We start from the raw sequence: 20,576 nt of genomic DNA, 5'->3' as shown, positions 1-20,576 counted from the left end.
CGCTCCTCAGCGATCCGCCCAGTGGGTCGTCATGCCGAGAGCGGCGAGCCATCCGTCGACGTCGTGGTTCGCCGCCGCGATTCCGTCCACGGCGTCGGACGCCCGACGGATGGCGGCCTCCGTCGTCCGCGCGTCGAGCAACCCGGTGCTGTGCGCGACGAGCAACTCGTCGACGTCCAGGAGCTCGGCGTCGCGGCCGGTACGGACGACGATGTCGAGGTAGTGGTCGACCGAGTGCCACACGTTCCCGTCGCGGACGAACTCGCCGATGTCGACGTAGTGATTCTGGTCGCGGACATGCGTGGGCAGGTAGTGGAAGATCGACGCGCGGATACCCAGGCTGGGGACGATCCACGACTCCAGGTAGTCGAAGGACGGATGGTCCGACGGACGGGCCATGTAGAGCCCCCAGTCGGTCGTCTCGTACACGTCGACCGGGCGGACGACACCTTTCGGATCGGTGTTGGTGCGTCCCGCGACGTCGAACACCTCGACCTTCGGTGGGTGCACGTGTGCCAGACCCGTCATGGTCCGCACCGTACCGCGCACCGTCACGGAGCGGGCGGCGCGAACATGCTGCGCACGCCGTCGAGCGTGTCGGCGTCCGCAGCCACCTTGTCGTCGCGGTAGCGGACCACGCGCGCGAATCGGAGTGCGATGCCGCCCGGATAGCGGGAGGAACGCTGCAGTCCGTCGACCGCGATCTCGACGACCTGCTCGGGTCGCACGTGCACCACGTGCGAGGTCCGTCCCGTCTCGAGAGCCAGGAACCGCTCCGTCTGCCAGGCGAGCATCTCGTCGGTCATGCCCTTGAAGGTCTTGCCCAGCATCACGAACCCGCCGGCAGGATCCACTGCGCCCAGGTGGATGTTGGACAGCAGACCGGACCGGCGACCGGATCCCCACTCGACTGCGAGCACCACCAGGTCGAGCGTGTGCACCGGCTTCACCTTGACCCAGGCGGCGCCGCGCCGTCCCGCGTCGTACGGCGCATCGAGGTTCTTGACGACCACACCCTCGTGACCGGACGCGACCGCCGACGCCGCGAACGAGTCCGCGGCCTCGAGGTCGGCCGTCACCAGCCGCGGCACACGGTTGCCCTCCGGGATCAGAGCGTCGAGAACGGCCAGCCGCTCGTGCAGCGCACGGTCCAGCAGGTCCTCACCGTCCAGGTGCAGGATGTCGAAGAAGAAGGGCGTCACGGCCACACCCGTCGACTGCGCCGTGCGGGACGCCGTCTCCTGGAAGGCCCGCGGACGTCCCTGTTCGTCCAGGGCCAGTGCCTCGCCGTCGAGCACCACGGAGGTGAGCGGCAGGGCGCGCACGAACTCGACGACCTCGGGCAGGCGTGCGGTGATGTCGTCGAGACTGCGGGTGCTGACCGAGACGTCCTCACCGCGACGGTGGACCTGCACACGGATGCCGTCCAGCTTGGTGTCGAGCGCCACGGCGCCGGCGGCGCCACCGGCCGCCTTCGCCACACCCTCGGCCACGGTGGGGGCGCTGGAGGCCAACATGGGGAGCACTGCTCGGCCCACGGTCAGTCCCAGCTCCGCGAGTGCCGCAGACCCGCCGGTGAACGCGGCCGTCGCGGCCGTCACCGTGGATCCCGACAGCATCGCGGCCCGGCGCACCTCGGGGAGCGGGACGTCGGCCGCGGCCGCCACGGCTTCCTGGACCAGCGCGTCGAGCGCACCCTGACGGACCTCACCGGTGACCACGCCGCGCAGCCAGGTCTGTTCCGTGTCGGTGGCGCTGCCGAACAGAGCGGACACCGCCGCCGCGCGTGCTGCCTGCGATCCCGGACCCGCCATCGTCGAGACGGCGTCGAACGCCGCGTCGACGGCGGCGACCGTCAGTGTCGGTGCGTCGGCGGCCGGGGGAAGAGTGGCGACGCTGCGCCACCCCAGGCCGGTACGACGTTGACGCAGAGTGCCGGACGCGTAGAGCGTCACCAGGGCGACCTCCTCGGGAGCGCACTCGGACAGCAGCGCGGCGAGCGCCACGACCTTGGCCTTGCGGGACCGGGTGGCGGCCACCGTGGCCGAGGTCTCGACGACGCGTGCGAGCAGCATGGGCCCATTGTGACGCGCAGGTCCGACAGCGACGGTCGGTGTACCCGCGGCCGGGTCGTGTGACCCGCCGAACGGCGACTGTGTCGGTGGTCGGGCCTACTCTGGTGGTATGGCTTTTGCAGCTGAACAACCCGTCCTGGCGCACTCCGAGTTCCGCCCCGTGGGCGACATCGAGCGCAGCGATCGTCCCTTCGAGGTGGTCAGCGAGTACAGCCCTGCGGGCGATCAGCCGACGGCCATCGCGGAGCTGACCAAGCGGGTCCAGGCGGGCGAGAAGGACATCGTGCTCCTGGGCGCCACCGGCACCGGAAAGTCGGCCACCACCGCGTGGTTGATCGAGCAGGTGCAACGGCCCACGTTGCTCATGGCGCCCAACAAGACGTTGGCTGCGCAGTTGGCCAACGAACTGCGAGAGATGTTGCCCAACAACTCCGTCGAGTACTTCGTCTCGTACTACGACTACTACCAGCCCGAGGCCTACATCGCCCAGACCGACACCTACATCGAGAAGGACTCGTCGGTCAACGACGACGTCGAGCGGCTCCGTCACTCGGCGACGGCGAATCTGCTGTCTCGTCGCGACGTCGTGGTGGTCGCCTCGGTGTCGTGCATCTACGGTCTCGGCACACCGCAGTCCTACGTGGACCGGTCGGTGCATCTCGAGGTGGGGCAGGAGGTCCCGCGCGACAAGTTCCTCCGGCTGCTCGTCGACGTGCAGTACACCCGCAACGACATGGCGTTCACCCGCGGATCGTTCCGTGTGCGCGGCGACACGGTCGAGATCATCCCGTCCTACGAGGAACTCGCCGTCCGTATCGAGTTCTTCGGTGACGAGATCGAGGCGCTGTACTTCCTGCACCCCCTCACCGGCGACGTGGTGCGCCAGGTCGACAGCGTGCGCATCTTCCCGGCGACCCACTACGTCGCCGGGCCCGAGCGCATGGAGCGTGCGGTGCGGGACATCGAGGCCGAGCTCGAGGAGCGGCTCGCCGATCTGGAGGGCAAGGGCAAGCTGCTCGAGGCCCAGCGGTTGCGCATGCGTACGCAGTACGACCTCGAGATGATCAAGCAGGTCGGCTTCTGCTCCGGCATCGAGAACTACTCGCGCCACATCGACGGGCGACCTGCCGGGACGGCGCCGGCCACACTCATCGACTACTTCCCGGACGACTTCCTGCTCGTCATCGACGAGTCCCACGTGACGGTGCCCCAGATCGGTGCCATGTACGAGGGGGACATGTCGCGCAAGCGCAACCTCGTGGAGTTCGGCTTCCGGCTGCCGTCGGCCACCGACAATCGCCCCCTGACGTGGGAGGAGTTCACGCAGCGCATCGGGCAGACGGTGTACCTGTCGGCCACCCCCGGCAAGTACGAGCTGGGACAGAGCGGCGGTGAGGTCGTCGAGCAGGTCATCCGCCCGACCGGCCTGGTCGACCCCGAGATCGTCGTCAAGCCCACAAAGGGCCAGATCGACGACCTCGTGCACGAGATCCGCCAGCGCACCGAGAAGGACGAGCGCATCCTGGTCACCACGCTGACCAAGAAGATGGCGGAGGATCTCACCGACTACCTGCTCGAGCTCGGTATCCGGGTGCGCTACCTGCACTCCGACATCGACACTCTCCGACGCGTCGAGCTGCTACGTCAGCTCCGGCTCGGCGAGTACGACGTGCTCATCGGCATCAACCTGCTCCGTGAGGGTCTGGACCTCCCGGAGGTCTCCCTCGTCGCGATCCTGGACGCCGACAAGGAGGGCTTCCTGCGCAGCGGGACCAGCCTGGTGCAGACGATCGGCCGTGCGGCCCGAAACGTGTCCGGCCAGGTGCATATGTACGCCGACAAGATCACCGACTCGATGCAGTACGCCATGGAGGAGACCGAGCGTCGCCGCGCCAAGCAGATCGCCTACAACGAGAAGATGGGTGTGGATCCGCAGCCGCTGCGCAAGAAGATCGCCGACATCCTCGACCAGGTGTACGAGGAGGCGGAGGACACCGAGGCCACCGTGGACATCGGTGGATCGGGCCGCAACGCGAGCCGTGGCCGGCGGGCGCCCGGCGAGGCGGGACGAGCCGGCAGCAGCGGTGTCGTGGAGGGGCGCGACGTCTCGACCATGCCGCGCGCCGAGCTGGCAGACCTGGTCAAGCAGCTCACCGATCAGATGATGAACGCGGCGCGCGAACTTCAGTTCGAGCTGGCAGGCCGTCTGCGCGACGAGATCCAGGACCTCAAGAAGGAGCTGCGCGGGATGGACGCCGCGGGCCTGTCCTGACCCGTCCTCGCACACGAGAAGGCCCGGCACCGACGGACACGGTGCCGGGCCTCGTCGTCAGCTCGTGATGTCCTTCGTCGCGAATCGTCGCCACGCGATGATGCCGAAGATCGTGGCGTACGCGAGCGAGGAGAAGGCGCCGTCGAGCAGGTCGTTCCACGACAGCGTCGGTGACAGCACGCCCGTCCACGACGTCGAGTAGTGGCCGGGCAACAGGTTGCGCAGTGATCCCAGTGCCGTGATCTGATCGAGGATCTGGGCCACGATCGACACCATCACCGTGCCGCCGACCGCGCCCAGGGGCGCGTCGGTGGACACCGACAGGGCGAGTGCCAGCCCGGCCACCCACGTCAGATTGATCGCGATGAAGACGACGCCGATCGCGAGCCTCCCGATCGACAGCCCGAACGACAGGGCATCGCCGAAGGGTGACACCAGCGACCCCAGGCCGTACAGCACGCTGCCGAGGATCAGCGACACCCCCACGAGCGTGAGCAGCGCGGCGAGCGACAGGATCGCCGACACCAGGGCCTTCTGTCGCAGCAGCCGACCTCGCGGAACAGGAACCGCGAGCAGGTAGCGCAGACTCGACCACGATGCCTCGCTGGCGATCGCGTCGCCGAAGAACAGCGCCACCACCACGATCAGCAGGAATCCCACCGACACGAACAGGGCGAAGACGAGAAAGTTCACCCCGCTCTGCGTGCCCAGGTCGATGAGGCTCCCGCTGGCGGTGTCGGAGTCCGACCCGCCCACCGTGAACGCGATGGCCATGATGACGGGCAGCAACGCGAGGAAGCCCAGGGACAACTGGGTTCTCCGCCGCGTGAACTGCCGCGTCAGCTCGGTCCGTAGCGACAGCGTGCCCGCGGGGGTGTACCCCGCGACCCGGCCGTCCGGATGCGCCGCGGTGGTGGTCGTCGGTCGACTGTCGGCGCTCATGTGGTCGTTCCGTTCCCCGAGGATGCTTCCGCCGCATGACGGAGTCGGTCGGTGTCGTCGTGCACGAGGTCGAGGAAGACGTCCTCGAGTCGTGTCGATCGCGACGCGGAGGAGACGCCGATACCGGCGCCCACCAACGTCCGCACCACCATCGCGGGATCGAGCACTCCGAGCTGCGCCTTGATCGCGCCCTCCGGTTCCGCCTCGACGACCTCGCCCATGCCGTCGATGCCTCGCAGCACCGAGACGGCATCGGCGGGCCGATCGACACGGAACTCCAGCGGACCGCTCGCGCCGATCAGATCGTCGACCGTCCCGGAGCTGATGACGACGCCCTTGTTCATGACGACGACGTGCGTGCAGGTCTGCTCGACCTCCGCCAGCAGGTGGCTGCTGACCAGGACCGTGCGTCCCGTCTGCGCGTAGCGGATGAGGACGTCGCGCATGGTGCGGATCTGGGGCGGGTCGAGCCCGTTGGTGGGTTCGTCCAGGACCATGAGGTCCGGGAGTCCGAGCATCGCCTGCGCGATGGCGAGCCGTTGCCGCATGCCCTGGCTGTACGACCGGACCTTGCGGTGGATCGCCGTGCCGAGGTCGGCGATCTCGAGTGCCTCCTCGAGATGGGCGTCCTCCGCCGGTCGGCCGGTCGCCGTCCAGTACAGGTCCAGGTTCTCCATCCCCGAGAGATGGGGAAGGAATCCGGACCCCTCGACGAAGGAACCGAGTCGGGACAGGACCGGCGCCCCCGGAGAGACCAGGTGCCCGAAGACCCGGATCTCGCCGCTGGAGGGCGTGATGAGGCCCATCAGCATGCGCAGCGTGGTGGTCTTGCCGGCGCCGTTGGGGCCGAGGAGCCCGAGCACCTGCCCCGCGCCGACGCGGAACGACACGCCGTCCACCGCGCGGAAGCCGTTGGAGTAGCTCTTCGCGAGATCGGTGATCACCAGCGGGACGTCCACCAGCGACTCGTCCACCTCGGCGACGGTGCGACGCCGGGAGATGAACGATGCGAGAGCGACGAGGGCGGCGACCAGCACGGCGAGCCCCGCGATGCCCACGACGGGGACCCACGGGAACGTCGAGTCCGCGTTCTCGGCGGGTACCTCGGGCAGCGCGAGCGTGGCGTCGGAGAGTGTGACCGACACCGCCGCGGGCTCGAGCGGGACGGCGTAGGCCTGGTCGGTGGTGGAGAACGCCACCTCGACGCGATTCCCGGCGGCGACCTGGTATGCCATGCCCGGCAACGTGACGCTCACCGTGGAGGGCTGGTCGGACGGGGGGACCCGCACCGCGGACACCAGGCCGTTGGGCAGAGTGCGTCGACCGTCGTCGGACACGTCGTACAGCTTGGCGAAGAGCACGGTGCCGCTCGGCGAGGTGGTCGGACCGACGGTGACGGACACCGACGACGTACCGACGATCGTGTACGACGAGTCGAGCGGCTCCGTGACGAACGACGCGGTCTGTCCCGGGATGTCGCCCGTCAGGAGTGCGCTCGCGGCCCCGCCGAGCCCGGCCGCGGCGCCGCCGAGGACCGAGGCGGAGCCGACCCCGGGCAGAGACGTGAGAGCAGCCGGGGACCCACCGGGCGGCCGGACGACGGTCTGAGTGTCATTGCCGGTGGCCGAGGTGAGCGGGAAGTCCTGGCGTTCGGTCGGAGTGGCGTCCGAGAGCCCCGGATACGCGGCGGCGGTGAGCTCGCGAGCCCGATCGCCCTGGTCGGTCGGATCGCCCGCCAACGCGTACGTGAACGCCGAATCGGCGCGCGGGGAGTCGGTCCCGTCCCCGATCAGATGCTGCACCAGGAAGTCCGCGACCGCACCGTCCGCGGTGGCGTCGGTCCCGCCGGCATCGTGGCCGCCGTCGAACCACCGCACCTGGACCGAGCCACCGGCCGCCGCGATCTGCCGCGCGGTGGCGTCGGCCTGGTCGAGTCCGAAGAGGGTGTCGCGCTGGCCCTGCACGAGCAGGGTGGGTGCGGTGATCGAGGAGGCGAACGACCGGGGCGAGCGCGCACGCAGCAGTTCGCTGGTGGCCTCGGACGGTTGTCCGCTCACCGCGGACTCCGCGTACGCGAGACACACCTGGAGGGCGAACCGGCCGCATGCTCCAGCGGGGGCGGTCGATGTCGGAGCGTCGCCGGCTCCACCGGGAGCGGGGGCCGCACCGGCGCCGAAGAAGATGCCGGCCCAGCCGCGCTTCAGGACGCCGGCGTCGCTGCCCTCGGACACGGCGGGTGTCGGTGCCTGCGACGACGGCTCGGCCACCGTGTAGTTGGGAAAGAGGGACTGGTTCAGGTCGTTCCACGTGATCGAGGCGGCGTCCGCGTCGATACGAGGATCGGTTCCGGCCGCCATGAGCGCGAGCGCGCCGCCGTAGGAACCACCGGCGACGCCGACCCGAGGGTCACCCGGGGAATCGAGTTGCACCTCGGGGCGAGTGGCCAGGTAGTCGATCAGCCCGCGAGCGTCGGCCACCTCACGATCGGGATCGTTGAGGCCGATGCTGCCGGTGCTGAGGCCGAAGCCGCGCGCGCTGTACGCGAGGACGACGAGCCCTCGCGACGCGAGATCCCGTGCCTGGGCGGCCACCGAGTTCTTGTCGCCGCCGAAGCCGTGGGCCAACAACACCGCCGGCGCGGGCCCGTCCGTGTCCGGCAGGTACAGCGTCGTGTCGATGTCGACGGTGGCACTGCTGCCCGGACTCTCCGGCAGTGTGCGGACGGCGTCCTCCGTCCGCACCGACGACGCGGAACCGTTCGAGTCGCGCAGAAGTGCGAACGAGGCCACGGCGAGGGCGAGGACGACGAGCACCGCGACGACGACGATCACCGGTCGTCCGAGCGTCGAGGCGCGTCCGGGCAACCGGAATCGGGGTCGTGGCATTACTTCAATGTATGCGAGGGGAGAGACACGTGCTTTCGACCGGAAGCCGCGTCGGGCGGTCGCCGCTGCGACTAATGTCTCGAATCGACACTCGATGATCGTCGGGACATGACCACTGGAGGAATGTATGAGCGCTTACCGCAACGTCGTCGTCGGAACCGATGGCTCCGATTCGTCACTGCGGGCCGTGGAGAAGGCGGCAGCGCTGTCGGGCGATTCCGCCGCGACGCTCTACATCGCGTGTGCGTACTACCCGGCGGACTCGAAGGCGTCCTCGCAGGACGCGGACGCACTGAAGGACGACGCGTACCAGATCACGGGATCCGCTCCGACACAGGAGATTCTGCGTGTCGCGCGGGAGCGTGCGGTGGCGGCCGGCGCCTCGTCGATCGAGGAGCGTCCCGTGGTGGGCAACCCCGTCGACTCGCTGCTCGAGCTCGTCGGCGAGGTGAAGGCGGATCTGCTCGTGGTGGGGAACCGTGGACTGAACTCGCTCACCGGCCGCCTGCTCGGCTCGGTTCCGTCCGATGCGGCTCGCAAGGCGCGCTGCGACGTGTTGATCGTGCACACCACGCACTGACGCTCGAACCACCGCTGGATGCCGTCACGGCACGATCCGTTCGTGCCGTGACGGCATCACTGCGTCACGGGGGCGATGGGTCCCATCACGTTCGGTAGCGGCGATGTGTGGACGATTCCCAGCCGCTGTGTCGCGCGCGTGAGCGCGACGTACAAATCGTTCAGGCCGCGGGCCGAGTCGTCCACGATCCGTGCGGGTTCCACGATGAGCACCGAGTCGAACTCGAGTCCCTTCGCGTCGCGCACCGTGCACACCCGGACGTCGTCGGCCCCCAGATGTGCGAGCCGCGCGGCGATGTCCGCGGGTGCCAGCACCGCCGACATCCCCGGGCGCGGATGCGCGGCGACGTGGCGTTCGACCGCCGACACCAGATCGTCCTCCGTGACTCGATGCGCCCACGGCGTCTCACCGTTGTCCCGCACCGACCGCGGGATCGATGCGGCCGGGTCGAGCGTCGAGAGAACTCGCCGAGCGATCTCCATGATCGCCGCGGGGGTGCGGTAGTTCACGGTGAGCTCGGTCAGCTTCCACCGTTGCGCCACATAGGGGCCCAGGACGTCCTGCCAGGACGAGGCACCCGCCGTGTCGCCCGTCTGGGCCACGTCGCCCACGAGGGTCATCCATCGATTGGGTATGCGGCGCATGACCATCCGCCACGCCATCTGCGAGAGTTCCTGCGCCTCGTCGACGATGACGTGGCCGTAGGTCCACGTGCGGTCGCCGGCCGCGCGTTCGGCCGCCGTCAACCGGCGTCCGTGCCCCTGACGCTGGGCGAGTCTGTCGGCGTCGATGAGGTCGTACGCCATGAGGATCTCCGGATCGAGTTCGTCCTCGAGATCCTGCGGTGCCGATCCGGTCAGGATGTCGAGGGCGCCCTGGGCGTCCTCGATCTGGGCGCGCCAGCGACGCTGTTCCCGTTCGCGTTCCGCGGCGTCGTCGATACCCAGCAGCTCCGCGAGCTCGTCCAGCAGGGGAGCGTCGGCACCGCTGAAGCGCCCGTCGTCCGACCGCTCGAGGGCGGCGCGGTCCACGGGGGCCCATCCCGGTGCGGCCACCCGCAGCCGTTCGGGCGAGGCCAGTAGCCCGGCGAGAACGTCCTGGGCGGACAGCTCGGGCCACAGAGCGCCGATCGCGCCCATCAGTTCGGGGCTCTCCCGCATCTCGTCGCGGATGTCGGCGATGTCGTCACGGCTCAGCAGATTCGACCCGTCCAGCACGTCACCGCCCACGATGGCGGCGAACTGGTCGGCGAGCAGATCGATCATGGTGGACACGAAGATCGGTCGCGCGAGGTTGTGGGGTCGACGCGAGGACCGCGCCCGTCCGCGTGCGCGCGTGACCATCTTGCGGTCGATCCGCAGTGTGTAGGTGTCGAAATCGACGGACACCGGCTCCGACGGAAGTTCCTGACGGTCGCGTACGGCGGCGATCAGGACGTCGACGACGTCGAGGGACCCCTTGAGTTCCGCTGCGCGCGCGGTGTCCTCACGGCTCGCGTCGACACCCGGGTACAGATCCCCGATGGTCGACAGCAGCACGCCCGTCTCGCCCAGGGAGGGCAGCACCTGGCCGATGTAGTCGAGGAAGGTGCTGTTCGGTCCGATGATCAGCACGCCGCTCTTGTCCAGCTGCTTGCGGTACGTGTACAGCAGGTAGGCGGCGCGGTGCAGGGCCACCGCCGTCTTGCCGGTACCGGGACCACCCTGCACCACCAGGACGCTGCGATGCGTGGACCGGATGATGTCGTCCTGCTCGCGCTGGATCGTCTCGACGATGTCGTTCATCTGTCCCGTGCGCGCGGCGTTGAGCGCGGACAGCAGAGCGCTCTCTCCGGCCACACCGTCCGACCCGGTGGCGACGCCGGCGTCCTGCGCCGTCCGCAGGTCCAGGTACTCGTCCGCCACCCCGGTGACGCGACGACTGCGCGTCCGGATGTGGCGACGGCGTACGACGCCCTCGGGGGCGGCGGGCGTGGCCAGGTAGAACGGGCGGGCCAGCGGGGCGCGCCAGTCGTAGAGCAACGACTGGTAGTCGTCGTCCTCGTCGAGGATGCCGACACGGCCGATGTAGCGCGGCGCGTCGTCCTCGACGTCGATCCGGCCGAAGCACAGACCGTTCTCGGACGCGTCGTACTTCGCGATGTCGTCGTTGTACAGAGCCGAGTAGGACTCGCGTTCGCTGCGCGCCTGCGGTGTCCCGCCCGTCTGGAGCAGGACGGCGCTCAGCCGGGACCGTGCATAGGTCCGCAGAGCGTCGAGGCGGTCGTAGAGCAGGGTGACGCGCTGTTGTTCCTGATCGAGGTCGGCGTCGTGCAGATCTGTCGGGGTGCCCTGATCCGGCACATGGTCTCCTGAACGCGAGTGGGGCGGGGTGTCGAGGGTGGTCGTGCACCTCTCGTCGGCGCACGGAAGCGCCAGAAAAGTCTACGGGCTCCCGACGGCAACGGCCGGTGCCCCCGATCTCTCGGGAACACCGGCCGTGTGCTGTGGGAAAAGGTCAGAGGTACTGGTGCACCGTGCCCTCGACGCGGGCCCGTGCCACCTTGGCGCGCTTCTCGGCGTCCTTGAGCGACGACTGCAGCTGCTTCTGTGCGTCCTTGCTGGTGGACTTGTACTGCTTCTTGTACTCCTTGCGCGCTGCGTCGAACTGCTTGCGCGCGTCCTTGCCGGACTTCTTGGCCTGCTTGCGGGCCTTCTTGCCGTACTTCTCCGCCAGATCGCTGCCGTCGGCCTTGGCCTTCTCGGCCAGCTCGGCACCGCGGGACGCGGCTATCTCGGCGTACTTGCTGCCGCGATCCTGGGCGACGTCGGCGAACTCGGATGCGCGTGCAGCGGCCAGATCGGCCCACTTGGCACTGCGCTCCTTCGCCAGCTCGGCGAGCTTGCCGCCGCGATCCTGGGCGACGTCCGCCAGCTCGGCGCCACGCTGCGAAGCGATCTCGACTAGCGGCTGTGCGCGCTCGGCGGCGACGCCCGCGAGCTCCTTGGCGCGCTCGCCGGCGTGGGCGAGCGTCTCGGAGCTGTCCGAGGAGGACACCAGCGGGAGGGCGCCGGCGACGGCGACCTTGGCCGACTTGGCCGCCTTGCGACCGCGCCAGGCGACGGACGGCTTGCCCTCGGTGTCGACGGCGGCGATGAGCAGGCCGCCGAGGAGGCTGACGTTCTTGATGAACTGGGTGCGCTGCAGCGCCTTCGCCTGCGGGTCCGTCTCGTTCCAGAAGGAGTGACCCGCGAGGGTCGTCGGGACGAGGCTGCCCGCGAGCACGGTGGACGCGAGGCGCGGCGCCCGACCGGTCGCGAGAAGGAATCCGCCGCCGATCTGCACCGCCGCGTTGATCTTGACCAGCGTCTCGGGGTCGGAGGGAACGTTCTGCGTCACCTCGTCGGGAAGGGCGTCCTGGCTCTTCTCGATCAGAGGCTTCGCGGCCTGAGCCCTTCCGGCGGGGTTGCGCAGCGCATCCACGCCTCCTGCGATGAAGATGGATGCGAGCATCGGTCGGGCGATCCGGCGGACAATCACTGAGCCTCCTGCGTTGCGGCTGTGGTGTGGGGGACTGCTCTGGCTGCACGAGTGCGGTTGTTCACGCCCATGACATGCATGTGACGCTCTCGAACTGTATCCATACCCCCCGCCCCGGCGATTGAATCGCGGGGCGGGCGGGGGACCGGATCGTGGTGACGGATCACCAGCCGCGGGTCCGCCATTCGTGAAGGTGAGGACGTTCCGAGCCCAGCGTCGTGTCCTTGCCGTGGCCCGGGTACACGACCGTTCGATCGTCGTAGCGACCGAAGATCCGCGATTCCACGTCGTCCAGCAGCGACACGAAATTCGCCTCTCCGTCGGTCTTGCCGACGCCGCCGGGGAAGAGCGAGTCGCCGGTGAACAGGTGCACGACGCCGCTCTCGGGGTCCGTGAGCGCCAGCGCGATCGACCCGGGAGTGTGGCCGCGGAGGTGGATCACGTTGAGGGTGACGTCGCCGACCTGCACGGAGTCGCCGTCGTCGAGCAGGCGGGTGGGGGCGACGGGGAGCGGTTCCGCATCGAGCGGATGTGCCGCCGACGGGGCGCCCGTCGCCGATGCGACGTCCTCGAGTGCCTGCCAGTGGTCGAAGTGCTGGTGCGTCGTGACGATCAGCGAGACCTCGGGTGCCACGTGGTCGACGACGGCGCGCAGCGTCGGAGCGTCGTTCGCGGCGTCGACGAGCAGCGATCGGCCCGTCCGGGAACAGATGACGAGGTAGGCGTTGTTGTCCATCGGGCCCACCGAGGTCTTCACGATCGTGGCGTGCGACAGGGTCCGGCGCTGCGAGCCCGTCCCCACGGACACCTCGCCGGTGTAGTCGTCGGAGATCGTCGGTGCATTCTCGGTCATGAGCGTGAGATTACCCACGACGACCGGTCGTGAGCCGGGCGCGGAGCCCGTCGGCCGGTCGAGTCTGTCGGACCTCGGGCATATGGTCGTCGAAGCCTGTCGTGTCCGAACACGACATGTCCGACGAAGAGTGGGCAGTTCACGCGGTCGACGAGAGAGTCGACGCAGCACGTTGCACGGCCGTGGGCCGTGACGAAGGAGAGGACAACCGTGGCGGATCGCCTGGTAGTGCAGGGCGCACGCGAACACAATCTCAAGGGCGTCGACATCGATCTGCCCCGGGACAGTCTCATCGTGTTCACCGGTCTGTCCGGGTCGGGCAAGTCGAGCCTGGCGTTCGACACCATCTTCGCCGAGGGTCAGCGCCGCTACGTCGAGTCGCTCTCGGCCTACGCGCGCCAGTTCCTGGGCCAGATGGACAAGCCGGACGTCGACTTCATCGAGGGCCTCTCGCCCGCGGTCTCGATCGATCAGAAGTCGACCAACCGCAACCCGCGGTCCACGGTCGGCACCATCACCGAGGTCTACGACTACCTGCGCCTGCTCTACGCACGCGCCGGCACGGCGCACTGCCCGCAGTGCGGTGAGCGCATCGCCAAGCAGTTGCCCCAGCAGATCGTCGACCAGGTGCTCGCGATGGAGGAGGGCCTGCGTTTCCAGGTACTCGCTCCTGTCGTGCGCACCCGCAAGGGCGAGTTCGTCGATCTCTTCGAGCAGCTCAACACGCAGGGTTACTCGCGTATCCGCGTCGACGGCACCGTGCACCAGCTCACCGATCCGCCCAAGCTGAAGAAGCAGGACAAGCACGACATCGAGGTGGTGGTCGACCGCCTGACCGTCAAGGCGTCGTCCAAGCAGCGGCTCACCGACTCGGTGGAGACCGCGCTGCGCCTCGCCGACGGCATCCTGGTGCTCGACTTCGTCGACCGCGAGGAGAACGCCGCCGACCGTGAGCGCCGGTTCTCCGAGCGTCTGGCGTGCCCCAACGGGCACCCGCTGTCCGTCGACGAACTCGAACCCCGCGCGTTCTCGTTCAACTCGCCCTACGGCGCGTGCCCCGAGTGTGCGGGACTCGGCATCCGCAAGGAGGTCGACCCCGAACTGGTGGTTCCGGATCCCGATCTGAGCCTGGCGGACGGCGCCATCGCGCCGTGGTCCATGGGCCAGACGTCCGAGTACTTCGGCCGGCTGCTGTCCGGGCTCGCCGACGCCATGGGCTTCGACATCGACACCCCGTGGCGGAAGCTGCCGGCCAAGGTGAAGCGTGCCGTCCTCGAGGGCAGCGAGCATCAGGTGCACGTCCGCTACAAGAACCGGTACGGACGCACCAGGTCCTACTACGCCGAGTTCGAGGGCGTCATGCCCTTCCTGCACCGTCGGATGGATCAGACCGAGTCGGAGCAGATGAAAGAGCGCTACGACGGCTACATGCGGGAGGTCGACTGCCCGGTGTGCGAGGGTGCACGCCTGCGCCCCGAGATCCTGTCCGTGACCATCGCCGCGGGCGATTTCGGGGACAAGTCCATCGCCGACGTGTGTGCACTGTCCATCTCGGAGTGCTCGAACTTCCTCAACACGCTGACGCTCGGTCCGCGTGAGGAGGCCATCGCCGGCCAGGTGCTCAAGGAGATCCAGGCCCGCCTCGGCTTCCTGCTGGACGTGGGACTCGAGTACCTCACGCTGTCGCGCGCGGCAGGAACGCTGTCGGGCGGCGAGGCGCAGCGCATCCGCCTGGCGACGCAGATCGGCAGTGGTCTCGTCGGAGTCCTGTACGTGCTGGACGAGCCGTCCATCGGCCTGCACCAGCGGGACAACCGCCGGCTCATCGACACGCTCACGCGGCTGCGCAACCTGGGCAACACGCTCATCGTCGTCGAGCACGACGAGGACACCATTCGCACGTCCGACTGGGTCGTCGACATCGGCCCGCTCGCCGGTGAGCGCGGCGGACGTGTCGTGCACAGCGGAACCTACGAGACGCTTCTCACCAACGCGGAGAGCCTCACCGGGGCGTACCTCTCGGGTCGCTCGGCCATCGATGTCCCGGCGGTACGTCGCCCGATCGATCCCAAGCGCAAGATCTCCGTGATCGGTGCCCGGGAGCACAACCTGCAGGACATCGACGTCAGCTTCCCGCTGGGAGTGCTCACCTCCGTGACGGGCGTGTCGGGATCGGGCAAGTCCACGCTGGTCAACGACATCCTGGCGACGGTGATGGCGAACAAGCTCAACGGCGCTCGTCAGGTACCCGGTCGGCACACCCGCGTCAACGGCCTCGACCAGCTGGACAAGCTGGTCCGGGTCGACCAGTCACCCATCGGCCGTACGCCGCGGTCCAACGCGGCCACCTACACCGGGGTGTTCGACAAGATCAGGACACTGTTCGCCGCGACGACCGAGGCCAAGATCCGTGGCTACCAGCCGGGTCGGTTCTCCTTCAACGTGAAGGGCGGCCGGTGCGAGGCGTGCTCGGGTGACGGCACCCTGAAGATCGAGATGAACTTCCTGCCGGACGTCTACGTGCCGTGCGAGGTGTGCCACGGTGCCCGGTACAACCGGGAGACGCTCGAGGTCCACTACAAGGGCAAGACCATCGCCGAGGTGCTGAACATGCCCATCGAGGAGGCGGCCGACTTCTTCGAACCGATCACCTCGATCCACCGGTACCTCAAGACGCTGAACGAGGTGGGCCTGGGCTATGTCCGTCTGGGGCAGCCGGCCACCACGCTGTCCGGCGGCGAGGCGCAGCGTGTGAAGCTGGCCGCAGAGCTGCAGAAGCGCTCCATGGGACGCACGGTGTACATCCTCGACGAGCCGACCACGGGTCTGCACTTCGAGGACATCCGCAAGCTGTTGCTAGTGATCAACGGTCTGGTGGACAAGGGCAACACCGTCATCGTCATCGAGCACAACCTGGACGTCATCAAGACGTCCGACTGGGTCATCGACATGGGACCCGAGGGCGGATCCGGCGGCGGAACGATGGTGGCCGAGGGCACTCCCGAGCAGATCGCCGCCGTGCCCGAGAGCTACACCGGCAAGTTCCTGCAGGAGTCTCTCGACGCCGCCTCGACCCCACCGGTCCCGGTCAAGCGGACCCGCAAGCGCAAGCCTGTCGCGGTCTCCTGACCGGGCCGTCGCGTGACGGTCAGTGGACGGGCCCGGTGTACTTCTCGCCGGGCCCGGCGCCGGGCGCGTCCGGGTGCGCCGACTGCTCGCGGAACGCCTTCTGCAGTGCCTGCAGCCCTTCGCGGATGGGGCCGGCGTGCGGCCCCAGGTACTCCACGGAGGCCGTGACCAGTCCGGCGAGTGCGGTGATCACGCGTCTCGCCTCGTCGAGGTCGAGGTGGGGGCTGTCGGACGGATCCGCGTCGGAGAGTCCCAGCTTCTCGGCGGCGGAGCTCATGAGCATCACCGCGGCGCGGCTGATGACCTCGATCGCAGGGACGTCGGCCAGTTCACGCACGTCCGGCTCGAGCTGCGGCGCATCGCCCTCCACCTGTGGAGCACCGGCCTGAACGGCATCATCGGGGGTCGTCATGACATCAGACGATGCCACGATGCGCCGACACCGACGTCCCCGCCCGGTGCGTGACCGGACGGATTCGGTCCGCGAGGGCACCTGGTGTTATTCTTCTTTCCACGACCGCCTTCAGGTGTGTCCGTGTCGGCGCGCAAGTGCCGGGCACGGATGCGGAACCCGGAGGCAGCAAGTGGAGTCCGACTCCCACCACCGCACGGTTCGCCGGGCAGTGGTTCCGGTCCTTCCCAGCCACATCGGGAAGTGGTGCGCTTCGTCGACGAGACGAGGTGGCCCGCGGATGGTGACATCCGTCGACCGGTCGGTACCGGACCCCGCTGCTCGCGATCTCGATCGTGAGCGACGGGGTTTTCGTCGTTCGGAAGGTTCCCGCGGGAACAAATCGGGTGGCCACGGTGTCGAGGCAGACGGAGAGCACGAGCGCCGGTGTGGAGCGCGTACGACGGCGCACCGCATCGGGTCGAGCACCACCATCCGTCACCGCACTACCGAGGAGGCCCCATCAGCACTGAGACCCGCATCAACGATCGCATCCGAGTTCCCGAAGTCCGACTCGTCGGACCTGGCGGTGAACAGGTGGGGATCGTGCGTGTTGAAGATGCACTCCGCCTGGCTGTCGAAGCCGACCTCGACCTCGTCGAGGTCGCACCCGACGCCCGTCCGCCGGTCTGCAAGATCATGGACTACGGCAAGTTCAAGTACGAAGCCGCGCAGAAGGCTCGTGAGTCGCGTAAGAACCAGACGCTCACGGTCATCAAGGAGCAGAAGCTTCGTCCCAAGATCGACGACCACGACTACGAGACGAAGAAGGGCCATGTCGTCCGCTTCCTCGAGGCCGGGTCCAAGGTCAAGGTGACCATCATGTTCCGTGGACGCGAGCAGTCGCGGCCCGAACTCGGTTACCGCCTCCTGCAGCGCCTGGGCGCCGACGTCGCCGAGCACGGCTTCGTCGAGACCTCGGCCAAGCAGGACGGCCGCAACATGACGATGGTCCTGGCTCCGCACAAGGGCGCCAAGACCAGGGCGAAGGCAGCGGAGGCGTCCAACGCACCGCACGCCACCGTGCCGCCGCCGGCCTCCGCGCCGACTGCTGCACCCGCCGCCGAGGCGACACCGCCGGCACCCGCTGCTCCGCAGACGCCGGCGACGCCGCAGGCACCAGCCACACCGGGCGCCTGAGCGCTCGGATCCACCAGCACCACCGACCGAAGTAACAGAACTGAGGACTCATGCCCAAGTCGAAGACTCACAGCGGCACCGCGAAGCGATTCAAGGTGTCCGGTAGCGGAAAGATCCTGCGCCAGAAGGCCGGCCGCCGCCACCTGCTCGAGCACAAGTCCTCGCGCGTGACGCGTCGCCTCGACGGCAAGGCCGTCGTCAGCCCCAACGACGTTCCCCGCGTCAAGCGGCTTCTCGGTCTCTGATCTCTTTCCCACCCGGGCCCTAGGCCCCTCTACGACAGGATTCACCAGTGGCACGCGTGAAAAGGGCGGTCAACGCCCAGAAGAAGCGTCGTTCGATTCTCGAGGCGTCCAGCGGATACCGCGGGCAGCGTTCGCGTCTCTACACCAAGGCGAAGGAGCAGCAGCTCCACTCGCTCACCTACGCGTACCGCGATCGCCGCGCTCGCAAGGGTGACTTCCGCAAGCTGTGGATCACGCGTATCAACGCGGCAGCTCGGGCGAACGACATCACGTACAACCGTTTCGTGCAGGGTCTGAAGATCGCCGAGGTCGAGGTCGACCGCAAGATCCTCGCCGAGCTCGCGGTCTCCGACGCTGCGGCGTTCACCGCACTCGTCGAGATCGCCAAGGCGGCACTGCCTGCCGACATCAACGCACCGGCCGGAGAAGCAGCCTGATCAGGCGCTTCGACGACACTCCGTCACGACCCGCGGCGCCGCTCACCGAGCGGACTCCGCGGGTCGTTTCGGCTGTCAAGCTGCAGCGCGGCGTCGAACGTCGGCGAACCGGCCTCTTCCTCGCGGAGGGAGAGAACGCGGTGACCGAGGCGGTCGCCGCCGGTGTCGTGCGCGAGGTGTTCGCCACCGAGCGCTGGTTCGACGAGCACCGCGGACTGCTCGAGGCGTCGGCCGCGGCCGGTGCGCAGCCGCAGCTGATGACCGAGCGCGCGGCGAAATCGCTGTCGGACACCGTGACGCCGCCGGGAATCGTGGCCGTGTGCACGTCCGTCGTCGTCTCCCTGGCCGAGGCGTTGGCCGCGAACCCGTCACTCGTGACGGTCGTCGTCGACATCTCCGAGCCGGGCAACGCGGGCACCATCCTGCGCGTCTCGGACGCCGCCGGCGCCGGCGCGGTGATCTTCGCCGGGGACAGTGTCGATCCGCTGAACGGCAAGAGCGTCCGCGCGTCCGCCGGAAGTCTCTTCCATCTCCCCGTCGCACGGGAGCGTTCGGTGACGGCGGTACTCGACGCGGTCCGTGCGACCGGCGCCAGTCTGCTGGCGACGACCGTCGACGGTGAACTGGACCTCGACGACGCCGACGACGCGCTGGCCGGGCCCACCGCCTGGGTGTTCGGCAACGAGGCGCACGGGCTGTCCCGCGAGGTCGCGGCTGCTGCGGATCACCGGGTGCGCATTCCCATCCATGGCCGCGCCGAGAGTCTCAACCTCGCCACCGCGGCCGCCGTGTGTCTGTACGCCGGTGCGCGGGTGCAGCGCCGCGGGGGCACCGCCTAGGCTTTCCCCGCCGGGTTCTGCCCGGCGACCGTGAGGAGCACCGCGACAGAGGTGCTCGCCGATCGAGACGATGGAGTGTGTGGACGTGGAGCGCAACGAGGGTGAAGCGCAGGCCGATCAGGCCGCTGCCGACGCGGAGGCGCTGACCGACGCGGCGCTGGACGCAGCCGTCACCGAGGCCGAGTCCGCCTTCGCCGCCGCGTCCGACATCGACGCTCTGTCCGAGGCCAAGATCCACCACATCGGGAACAAGGCGCCCCTCGCGCTCGCACAGCGCGCGTTGGGCTCGCTGCCGAAGACCGAGCGGGCTGACGCCGGCAAGCGGGTCAAGGTGGCGCGTGACCGCGTGCGGATCGCGTTCGACGATCGTCGTGAGGTGCTGCTCGCCGAACGTGACGCGGCCGTGCTCGTCGCCGAGGCGATCGACGTGACCCTGCCGTCCGTCCGCCGCCCGGTGGGTGCCCGCCATCCCATCACCGTCATCGCCGATCAGGTCGCCGACGTCTTCGTGGCGATGGGGTGGGAGGTGGCCGAGGGCCCGGAGGTGGAGACCGAGCACTTCAACTTCGACGCGCTCAACTTCCTGCCAGACCATCCCGCGCGGACGATGCAGGACACGTTCCACGTCGCGCCCGAGGGGTCTCGTCAGGTGCTGCGCACGCACACCTCGCCGGTGCAGGTGCGGTCGATGCTCGAGCGCGACCTGCCGATCTACGTGGTGTGCCCCGGGCGTACGTTCCGTACGGACGAACTCGACGCGACGCACACGCCCGTCTTTCATCAGGTCGAGGGACTCGCCGTGGACAAGGGGCTCACGCTCGCCAATCTCCGCGGCACGCTCGACGCGTTCGCGCGTGCGCTGTTCGGCCCGGAGACGCGGACCCGTATGCGCCCCAACTACTTCCCGTTCACCGAGCCGTCCGCGGAGGTGGACGTGTGGTTCCCCCGCAAGAAGGGTGGAGCGGGCTGGGTCGAGTGGGGTGGCTGCGGCATGGTGAATCCGAACGTGCTGCGCGCCTGTGGCGTCGACCCGGAGATCTACAGCGGGTTCGCCTTCGGTATGGGCCTCGAGCGAACGCTGCAGTTCCGCAACGACATTCCCGACATGCGCGACATCGTCGAGGGCGACGTGCGGTTCAGCCTGCCCTTCGGCGTGGCCGGCTGACGCTCGGCCCCTGCAGACAAGCATTCAGACAGAGAGAGTGGAGA

16 protein-coding genes are annotated in these 20,576 nt (G+C 68.7%); 8 read left to right on the top strand and 8 right to left on the bottom strand.

Annotation, left to right across the window (positions count from 1 at the left end):
* Positions 1 to 6: 6 nt before the first annotated feature.
* Positions 7 to 528, bottom strand: coding sequence for a DUF402 domain-containing protein (locus BR07_RS0118865; RefSeq protein WP_027506758.1), 522 nt, complete (start codon positions 526 to 528; stop codon positions 7 to 9).
* A gap of 23 nt (positions 529 to 551) precedes the next feature.
* Positions 552 to 2,075, bottom strand: a complete 1,524-nt coding sequence (locus BR07_RS0118860; protein ID WP_027506757.1) for an ATP-dependent DNA ligase — start codon at positions 2,073 to 2,075, stop codon at positions 552 to 554.
* Between the two features lie 109 nt (positions 2,076 to 2,184).
* Here BR07_RS0118860 and uvrB point away from each other — a divergent pair, with 109 nt between their 5' ends.
* Positions 2,185 to 4,347 carry an excinuclease ABC subunit UvrB gene (gene uvrB / locus BR07_RS0118855; RefSeq protein WP_027506756.1) on the top strand — a complete coding sequence of 721 codons (2,163 nt, stop codon included), beginning with the start codon at positions 2,185 to 2,187 and terminating at the stop codon, positions 4,345 to 4,347.
* 57 nt (positions 4,348 to 4,404) lie between these two features.
* On the opposite strand, the gene BR07_RS0118850 is transcribed toward uvrB, so the two are convergent.
* Together BR07_RS0118850 and BR07_RS25475 are read right to left on the bottom strand one after the other, a co-directional pair.
* A complete protein-coding gene (locus BR07_RS0118850) occupies positions 4,405 to 5,289 on the bottom strand; it encodes an ABC transporter permease (RefSeq protein WP_027506755.1) in 885 nt (294 codons plus the stop codon).
* Positions 5,286 to 8,174 carry an alpha/beta fold hydrolase gene (locus BR07_RS25475; protein ID WP_081821416.1) on the bottom strand — a complete coding sequence of 963 codons (2,889 nt, stop codon included), beginning with the start codon at positions 8,172 to 8,174 and terminating at the stop codon, positions 5,286 to 5,288. Before BR07_RS25475 ends, BR07_RS0118850 begins: the two co-directional genes overlap by 4 nt.
* Before the next feature lie 127 nt (positions 8,175 to 8,301).
* On the opposite strand from BR07_RS25475, the gene BR07_RS0118840 reads away from it, so the two are divergent.
* Positions 8,302 to 8,754 carry a universal stress protein gene (locus tag BR07_RS0118840; protein WP_027506754.1) on the top strand — a complete coding sequence of 151 codons (453 nt, stop codon included), beginning with the start codon at positions 8,302 to 8,304 and terminating at the stop codon, positions 8,752 to 8,754.
* Positions 8,755 to 8,810: 56 nt separating this feature from the next.
* On the opposite strand, the gene BR07_RS0118835 is transcribed toward BR07_RS0118840, so the two are convergent.
* The 3 genes from BR07_RS0118835 to BR07_RS0118825 form a co-directional block, all read right to left on the bottom strand.
* Entirely contained in the window at positions 8,811 to 11,096 is a 2,286-nt protein-coding gene (locus tag BR07_RS0118835) for a HelD family protein (protein WP_027506753.1), read from the bottom strand.
* A 154-nt stretch (positions 11,097 to 11,250) separates the two neighbouring features.
* A complete protein-coding gene (locus tag BR07_RS0118830) occupies positions 11,251 to 12,273 on the bottom strand; it encodes a DoxX family protein (protein ID WP_027506752.1) in 1,023 nt (340 codons plus the stop codon).
* Positions 12,274 to 12,436: 163 nt separating this feature from the next.
* Positions 12,437 to 13,126: an MBL fold metallo-hydrolase gene (locus BR07_RS0118825; RefSeq protein ID WP_027506751.1), complete on the bottom strand. Its 690-nt coding sequence runs from the start codon at positions 13,124 to 13,126 to the stop codon at positions 12,437 to 12,439.
* Between the two features lie 210 nt (positions 13,127 to 13,336).
* Between BR07_RS0118825 and uvrA the strand changes: the two genes are divergently transcribed.
* Positions 13,337 to 16,255: an excinuclease ABC subunit UvrA gene (gene uvrA / locus BR07_RS0118820; RefSeq protein WP_027506750.1), complete on the top strand. Its 2,919-nt coding sequence runs from the start codon at positions 13,337 to 13,339 to the stop codon at positions 16,253 to 16,255.
* Positions 16,256 to 16,274: 19 nt separating this feature from the next.
* On the opposite strand, the gene BR07_RS0118815 is transcribed toward uvrA, so the two are convergent.
* Complete coding sequence (locus BR07_RS0118815) at positions 16,275 to 16,667, bottom strand: DUF1844 domain-containing protein (protein ID WP_231476444.1); 393 nt, start codon at positions 16,665 to 16,667, stop codon at positions 16,275 to 16,277.
* Between the two features lie 501 nt (positions 16,668 to 17,168).
* On the opposite strand from BR07_RS0118815, the gene infC reads away from it, so the two are divergent.
* The 5 genes from infC (at position 17,169) to pheS (ending at position 20,532) form a co-directional block, all read left to right on the top strand.
* Positions 17,169 to 17,846, top strand: a complete 678-nt coding sequence (infC, locus tag BR07_RS0118810) for a translation initiation factor IF-3 (protein ID WP_027506748.1) — start codon at positions 17,169 to 17,171, stop codon at positions 17,844 to 17,846.
* Between the two features lie 50 nt (positions 17,847 to 17,896).
* Positions 17,897 to 18,091, top strand: coding sequence for a 50S ribosomal protein L35 (gene rpmI, locus BR07_RS0118805; protein ID WP_027506747.1), 195 nt, complete (start codon positions 17,897 to 17,899; stop codon positions 18,089 to 18,091).
* Between the two features lie 47 nt (positions 18,092 to 18,138).
* Positions 18,139 to 18,528, top strand: coding sequence for a 50S ribosomal protein L20 (gene rplT / locus BR07_RS0118800; protein WP_027506746.1), 390 nt, complete (start codon positions 18,139 to 18,141; stop codon positions 18,526 to 18,528).
* On the top strand, positions 18,528 to 19,367 hold the full coding sequence (locus BR07_RS0118795; protein WP_037186780.1) for a TrmH family RNA methyltransferase: 840 nt from the start codon (positions 18,528 to 18,530) through the stop codon (positions 19,365 to 19,367). Before rplT ends, BR07_RS0118795 begins: the two co-directional genes overlap by 1 nt.
* Positions 19,368 to 19,452: 85 nt before the next feature.
* Positions 19,453 to 20,532, top strand: a complete 1,080-nt coding sequence (pheS, locus tag BR07_RS0118790; protein ID WP_027506744.1) for a phenylalanine--tRNA ligase subunit alpha — start codon at positions 19,453 to 19,455, stop codon at positions 20,530 to 20,532.
* The last annotated feature ends 44 nt before the right edge of the window (positions 20,533 to 20,576 follow it).

Origin of the sequence: Rhodococcus sp. UNC23MFCrub1.1, assembly GCF_000686025.1 — a bacterium.
Lineage (GTDB): Bacteria > Actinomycetota > Actinomycetes > Mycobacteriales > Mycobacteriaceae > Rhodococcoides.
Note: the sequence above shows the minus strand (reverse complement) of the source record. Positions and strands in the feature narration are given on the sequence as shown.